The following is a 6,233-nucleotide window of genomic DNA, read 5'->3' on the forward strand; positions in this document are numbered from 1 at the left end:
GCGAAGAGGGACGTCAGCAGGCAGGCGAAACCAAGCAAGGTCTTTTTGAATGTGGGGGTCATAGTGGCTCGGTGAATTGGCACGGTTTGTCATGCTAGGCGGCGCCATACTCACTAACAAGCGCAATCATTAGAATCTTTCGTTGCCGAATCGGCATTCGACAACAAGGAGGCAGGATGCAGGGCAGGGTGTTGCAGGAAACGGCTGTGCGCTACTTTCTCGAAGTCGCGCGAACCGGCTCGGTGAAAGAGGCCGCGCTCAAACTGAATGTTGCGCCCTCGGCGGTGAGCCGCCAGATTGCCCGCCTCGAAGCCGATCTGGACACCTTGCTTTTCGAGCGGCGAGCGCGTGGGATGGTGCCCAATGCCGCCGGCGAACTCTTGGCGGCGCATGCGCAGCGAGTGCAGCAGGACATCGAGCGGGTCACCGGCGAGATCAGCTCCTTGCGCGGTCTACGGGCGGGCAGCGTGCGCCTCGTCAGCGTGGTCGGGTTCGCGTCCGAATTCCTCCCGACGCTGATCGCGCGGTTTCATCTTCACTATCCGGGCTTCAAGTTCCACCTCGAGGTGTGCCCCAGGGGCGACATCCCGCGTAGGATCCGCGACGGCGAGGCCGACATCGGCATCACGCTCAGCGGCGTGCCCGAGGCGCGGATCCGCATCGAGCTGCGCCACCCGAGCCCGGTGCTCGCGGTCATGTCGCCCGGCCATCCGCTGGCTGGGCAGCGTCAGGTTTCGCTGAGGCAGGTGGTCGGCTATCCGCTCGCGCTTCCGCCCAAAGACACCTCGTTGCGGCAGTTGCTCGAGATCAGCTGCGGCCGCCAGGGCCTGCAATACACCGCCGCGCTGGAGAGCAACCAGTTCGATGCGCTAGTGAGTTACGTCGCGGCTTGCGACGCCATTGCGTTCTACGGCGAGGCCTCGATCCGGACCCGCCTCCAGCGTGGAGCGATCGTTGCAGTCCCCCTGCGAGACCGCGAGATGAACGAACGCCATCTCGAAGTCCAAACGATGGCTGGGCGCAATCTGCCGGATGCGGTGAAAGCGTTTACCGAATACCTCGTCGAAGCCTTGCAGGCTCCGGATTGATTAATCGGTTTCCTTTTTGGCAACGGTAGCTTCTGAATATTGCATCCACGGCACTCCAACGAGCCCGGAAAATGGCCACATGAGCACTACATCTGCCCTTCCATTCTCCAAATTCCGCACCGCCGCCGACCTCGTGTTCCTGTCCGGAGAGGTGCCGGTGGCCGCTGACGGCAGCATCCCCGAAGGAATCGAGGCGCAAACCAGATTGACGCTGGAGCGGATCGCTGCGACCTTGTCGACCGTGGGATTGGGGCTGTCGGACGTGGTGTCCGCCACTGCATTCCTGACGCACAAGGAGGACTTCGCTGCCTTCAACGCGGCCTATGTGGCTCATTTCTCCGAGCCCCTCCCGGTGAGGGCGACAGTGTGTACCGGGCTGCTGGCTCCTTCGCGGATCGAGATCAGCGTCATCGCAGCACTGAAGTAGTAACTGCTCGCGATCGGCGAGTCACTGAACACTCATGAGCTCTGAAATCCTGGTCCTAGGCGCCGGTATGGTGGGCGTGAGCACTGCCCTCGCGTTGCGGCAGCGCGGCCACCAAGTCATCTTGATGGACCGCCGCAGCGCCTGCCGGGAAACCTCGTATGGGAATGCCGGCATCATCCAGCGCGAAGCGCTGCTGCCCTATGCCTTCCCGCGCGACTGGCGCTCACTCGTCAAGGTTGCGCTCGGGCGCGGTAACGATGTGCACCTCCATCTGTCGGCGATGTTGGGGCTCGCACCACGGCTTGCCCGCTACTGGAGCAATTCGGCGCCGGACACATACCGACCGATCGCGCAGGCGTACGGCAGGCTCATCGAACACTGCCTGTCCGAGCACGATGCATGGATGCGCCTCGCCGGCGCGCAGGATCTCGTCAGCAAGAAGGGCTGGTTGCAGGCCTATCGGACGCCGTCCTTGCTGGATGCAGCAGGAGCACAGGCGCGGGAGCTGGCGGAGCACAACGGCCTTTCATGCGAGGTGCTCGACGCCGCCGCGCTCGCGCGAACGCAACCTGCGCTGCGCGGGCAGATGGCCGGCGCGATCCACTGGAAAGACCCGTGGTCAGTCTGCGAGCCGGGAGAGCTGGTGGAGCGCTATGCCGCCTTGTTCGAGCAACTCGGCGGCAGCTTCGCCATCGGCGAAGCCCGCTCCCTGCACGAGCAACGCGGCGGCTGGGCGGTGCGAACGGCGGATGGCGGGCTCGAAGCCGAGCATGTGGTGATCGCACTCGGGCCCTGGTCCGACGAGGCCACCCGTGCGCTGGGCTACCGTCTTCCGCTGTTCATCAAGCGCGGCTACCACCGGCACTATGCGGAGGGCACAACGCTTGCCATGCCGATGCTGGACCTTGAACTTGGCGTGATGCTCGCGCCGATGAAGCGCGGCACGCGCATCTCGACCGGAGCGGAGTTTGCAAGGCGCGACGCGCCCGCCACACCCGTGCAGCTGTTCCACGCGGAAAGGTCCGTCCGGCAACTCCTGGATCTCGGCTGGCCCGTCGAAATGAACCCTTGGCTCGGCGCGCGGCCCTGCACGGTCGACATGAAGCCCGTCATCGGGGCGGCGCCCCGGCATCGCGGACTGTGGTTCAACTTCGGCCACGCGCATCAAGGCTTCACGCTGGGCCCCGCAAGTGGGCGGCTCCTTGCGGAGCTGATGACTGGCGAATTGCCCTACATCGACCCGGCACCTTACTCGCCTCGTCGATTCTGACGGTCTTCCCGATTCAGACCGGCTCGACCAACCCGGCCGCAGACGGGCAATCGCGGGTTTCAGGAGCGTGTGCGCACTGACCACGCGTCGGACAACAATCGGCCACTTGCGGTCATTCGGCGACCGAGGCGAGCGGGTCCGGTTCGGCGTACTCTCGGTCGAGCAGACTGCCGGTCGCTTTGAACCAGCATATGGAGTCATGAGCGGCGATGACTGTCAGCTTGGCGTTTTCGGACGCGCCCGGGTCGGCCAATGCGGCCCACTTGGCGCTATCGGCTGCCTGCTCAAGCTCACATATGGCCTCGCGTTGGCCTGGGCCAGAGTCGCCTTCCAGCGCAGGCCGAGTTTTCGAGAACTTCCGCCGAAACTCTGCTACGACGGCTACGAGAACTGGAGATGCTAGGCCGTCCGCTGCCAGCCCGCCTTCGGCCGCGGTCAATCGGTTATGGATTGGACGCAGACCTGTTGCGCAATCGTTGTCGTCATGATGCCCTTCCAGTCAGCCCGGCCGACCCTGAAAAACACCCCAAACGGCCTTCTACGGGATTCCCGCCGCCTCTCGCTCTCAGCCGGGCACTGCGGGACCGAGGTGCTGTACTTTGTTTTACACACACAAATTGTAGTCACGCGATTCGACCTCGCAAGATGCAGAGTGCCCGCTGCTGGTCCCTTTATTCGCTGAGTACAGCGTTCCGCTTCGGACAGGCCGCGCTGCGGGGCACTTTCGGCCAGGACCGGACCTTCCGGGCGGGGGGTCAGAATCGAGCCCGAAACAAGCCTCAAACGTCATGAACTTGGACCTCATCTCCGCCAGTCGGTCACTTGTTGAAGAGGCCTGGAGGAAGCCCGACAAGTGGGCGGCGAACCTGGCTTCGGCTGAAGCGATGCTCTCGAAGGTGCTCCTCGAAGTCCCGGGCAATGCCCTTGCGCTCACATGCTTGGGCGCTGTGCTGTCGGACCAAGGCAAGCACGAGAAGGCCGCAGCTGTCCTAGAGCGCGCTGTTGAACTCGGGTCAACCGACCGAAACACCTACTTCAACCTCGGCGTAGCAAGGATGAACTACGACACCCACGAGAAGGCAATGGCCGCCTTCCGAGACGCCGAGGGACGCCAAACTTCGCCGTGGTCGTGGGAGGCATACTTTGATGCCCAGGCCAACTGAGCGGCGTGTTCGAACGACAGGCTGAAGTCGGCCAGGAGCCGACCTTCGCGACAGTCGGCTGCAGGCGAAGAGGCCGGCGGTCAAAGCGCCCCGCAGCCTCTCAACGTACGACCTCGTCGGCGCGCAACAAGAGGATACTGGGCACCGCGACACCGACCGCAAGGGCAGTCTTCAGGTTAATCAGCAGTTCGAACTTTTGCGGCTGCTGGACTGGGAGGTCGGCGGGCTTGGCGCCCTTGAAGATCCGGTCGACGTAGCCGGCGGCGCGGCGCGCCAGCGCGGCGATGTCCGCCCCGTACGTCAGCAAGGCGCCACCGGCATGGTGGTAGCGCTCCACGCCGATGGTCGGCAGGCGTGCCTGCGTCGCTGCGGTCACCAGCTCGGCGCTCGAGTAGACATGCCAGGGCGCTGGGAGGATGAACAACGCGTCGGTGCGCGTGCGCCCTAGTGGCGGGATGACAGCCGCGATGTCCTCGACACGGTTCAGCTCGACCCGCCGGATGCGGATGCCGAGCCGAGGCGCCAGCGCCTCGATCTGCGTCAGCTCGTTGCGGTTGACCACCAAGTCGGGCATCCACAGCACCGCGACCTCGCGGGCCTGCGGCAGCAACTCGCGCAGCAACTCGAACCGCTTGCCGTGCAGCTCGTCGTCGACGGCCGACATGCCGGTGAGGTTGCCCCCGGGGCGCGCCAACGACGGGACCAGGCCGCTCATGACCGGATCGCTCACCCCTGAGAACACGATCGGGATCGCGCTCGTCGCACGCTTCGCGGCCATCGCCGCGCCGGTGGTAAGACAGAAGAAGAGGTCGACGCCGTCCGCCACCAGTGCGGCGGCRTGCGCGTCGAARCCCTCCGGCTTGCCCCCGGTGTCCCGCCAGTCCATCACATAGTCGCGGCCCTCCTCGTARCCCTGSTCGCGCATGCCGGCGAAAAAGGCATCGAAGAYCGGCACGRCGCCGGRGCTTGGCCGCGGAAAAAACGAGATGTAGCCGATGCGCCGCGGGCGGTCGGCTGGCCAGACGCCAAGCGCGATGCCGGCTGCCGCACCGAGGACGATGAGCCGGCGTGCAAAGCCGTCCGGACGCGGATTCATGCGCCGAGACTACCTCCGAACCGCCCTCAMCGCAAAGCGGGTGCGGGGCGACGGAGCGCTCAGCTGGTCGGGGTGGTCTTCGCAGATCCAGCCGCGGCCTTAGCACAAGGGGCAGCTCGAACGCTAGGCCGTCGTCTCGGAGATGGGTGYTGGCTATGGTGTCGGCTTGCGGGCTGCCGGCAGTTAGCCCATTCGCCGGGCCCTTCCGGCAGGTTGCGCATCTCAAGCGAGCTGACTGTCAGGCTCCGCGCCAGAGAAGCGCTGCTGCGCCTTCTCGCGTGACAGGCGCSTTATGGAATGGGAGCATAGGGCGCATGAAGGTCAAGGAATGCCCGCTACCTTCGCCAATGACGCGGCCCTGAGCTGCTAACTAATGCTTCGTTGGCCTGCGTCCGCTTTGCGGAGTCGAACTAAGGTCGGCGTACGTCTGCTCCGGGCCCATACCGGCCGTACGGCTTTCTCTGAAGCTGCCGCTCATGAACTTTGACCAGCCAATGGGAAACGCTCAACAACTGTGAATCGCCCAGCCCACACCAACGTTCATAGTTGGTGCGGAAGTGCTTGATTGAGCAGAGGCGGCGAGGTCAACAAACTTGCCTACCGACATCCGCCATGGCAAATGGATGGCATTTGCCATCCCTATCGCCCCCCTAACTCCCCCTCCTGGGGCGAGATAACCGGGCACACCCCTCTAGGGTTTGGCCGACTGGCACCCGCTCGAAAGAATCGCTCGATGCGATTCATCAAGGGGTAGCCATGCACGGCTTTCGACCGCGCGCCAAGGCGCATAACTACTACGCCGAAGGCGGACTCGTGCGAGGCCTCGTGCGCCGTGTCATGGGCATTCCAGAGCCGACACCCGATCCCGCTCCAGCGCCGGCTCCTGCACCCGCAAGCGCGCACGGCTTACCGATCTGGTGCGCCAGTTGGACGTCAACGCGGCACCGGCGCCGGTAGACGCGGCGCCTGCCGCCGACGTGAGCACGAACCTGACGCAGACGGGCAGCCCGGAAGCCAACACCGACGACGTCGTTTTCAGTCGCCGCGCGCCGCCAGCCTCGCCGGCCGCGCGCGAGCAGGCCGTCGCGTCCGTGCAGCGCACCGTCGACGGCATCAGCCGCGCCTGGACGAACGCGCCGGAGATCGTGGTCGCCTTCGACATGACCGATCCGGCGATTCCCGAGGCCGT

7 protein-coding genes are annotated in these 6,233 nt (G+C 64.9%); 5 read left to right on the top strand and 2 right to left on the bottom strand.

Annotated elements, in window-relative coordinates; genetic code table 11:
• Positions 1 to 176 precede the first annotated feature (176 nt).
• The 3 genes from AC1DY5_RS38055 (at position 177) to AC1DY5_RS38065 (ending at position 2,785) form a co-directional block, all read left to right on the top strand.
• The gene (locus tag AC1DY5_RS38055; RefSeq protein WP_478119638.1) at positions 177 to 1,088 is read left to right on the top strand and encodes a LysR family transcriptional regulator; all 912 of its coding nucleotides are present in this window, start codon (positions 177 to 179) and stop codon (positions 1,086 to 1,088) included.
• 79 nt (positions 1,089 to 1,167) lie between these two features.
• Positions 1,168 to 1,515: a RidA family protein gene (locus tag AC1DY5_RS38060; RefSeq protein WP_478119639.1), complete on the top strand. Its 348-nt coding sequence runs from the start codon at positions 1,168 to 1,170 to the stop codon at positions 1,513 to 1,515.
• A gap of 34 nt (positions 1,516 to 1,549) precedes the next feature.
• Positions 1,550 to 2,785, top strand: a complete 1,236-nt coding sequence (locus tag AC1DY5_RS38065; RefSeq protein WP_478119640.1) for an NAD(P)/FAD-dependent oxidoreductase — start codon at positions 1,550 to 1,552, stop codon at positions 2,783 to 2,785.
• A 112-nt stretch (positions 2,786 to 2,897) separates the two neighbouring features.
• Here AC1DY5_RS38065 and AC1DY5_RS38070 read toward each other — a convergent pair whose 3' ends face one another.
• Complete coding sequence (locus AC1DY5_RS38070; RefSeq protein ID WP_478119641.1) at positions 2,898 to 3,038, bottom strand: hypothetical protein; 141 nt, start codon at positions 3,036 to 3,038, stop codon at positions 2,898 to 2,900.
• Between the two features lie 535 nt (positions 3,039 to 3,573).
• On the opposite strand from AC1DY5_RS38070, the gene AC1DY5_RS38075 reads away from it, so the two are divergent.
• Positions 3,574 to 3,948: a tetratricopeptide repeat protein gene (locus AC1DY5_RS38075; RefSeq protein ID WP_478119642.1), complete on the top strand. Its 375-nt coding sequence runs from the start codon at positions 3,574 to 3,576 to the stop codon at positions 3,946 to 3,948.
• Between the two features lie 100 nt (positions 3,949 to 4,048).
• Here the strand turns inward: AC1DY5_RS38075 and AC1DY5_RS38080 are convergent, their stop codons facing one another.
• Positions 4,049 to 5,044, bottom strand: a complete 996-nt coding sequence (locus AC1DY5_RS38080) for an ABC transporter substrate-binding protein (RefSeq protein WP_478119643.1) — start codon at positions 5,042 to 5,044, stop codon at positions 4,049 to 4,051.
• Between the two features lie 926 nt (positions 5,045 to 5,970).
• Here AC1DY5_RS38080 and AC1DY5_RS38085 point away from each other — a divergent pair.
• The coding region (locus tag AC1DY5_RS38085) for a hypothetical protein (protein ID WP_478119644.1) at positions 5,971 to 6,233 on the top strand (263 nt) is incomplete at its 3' end.

The organism is Variovorax sp. P4_D9 (assembly GCF_056401695.1).

What these genes read in the sequence shown, in the direction of transcription:
- AC1DY5_RS38055 (WP_478119638.1), top strand. Translation starts at nt 177, where the DNA reads ATGCAGGGCAGGGTGTTGCAGGAAACGGCTGTGCGCTACTTTCTCGAA.
- AC1DY5_RS38060 (WP_478119639.1), top strand. Translation starts at nt 1,168, where the DNA reads ATGAGCACTACATCTGCCCTTCCATTCTCCAAATTCCGCACCGCCGCC.
- AC1DY5_RS38065 (WP_478119640.1), top strand. Translation starts at nt 1,550, where the DNA reads ATGAGCTCTGAAATCCTGGTCCTAGGCGCCGGTATGGTGGGCGTGAGC.
- AC1DY5_RS38075 (WP_478119642.1), top strand. Translation starts at nt 3,574, where the DNA reads ATGAACTTGGACCTCATCTCCGCCAGTCGGTCACTTGTTGAAGAGGCC.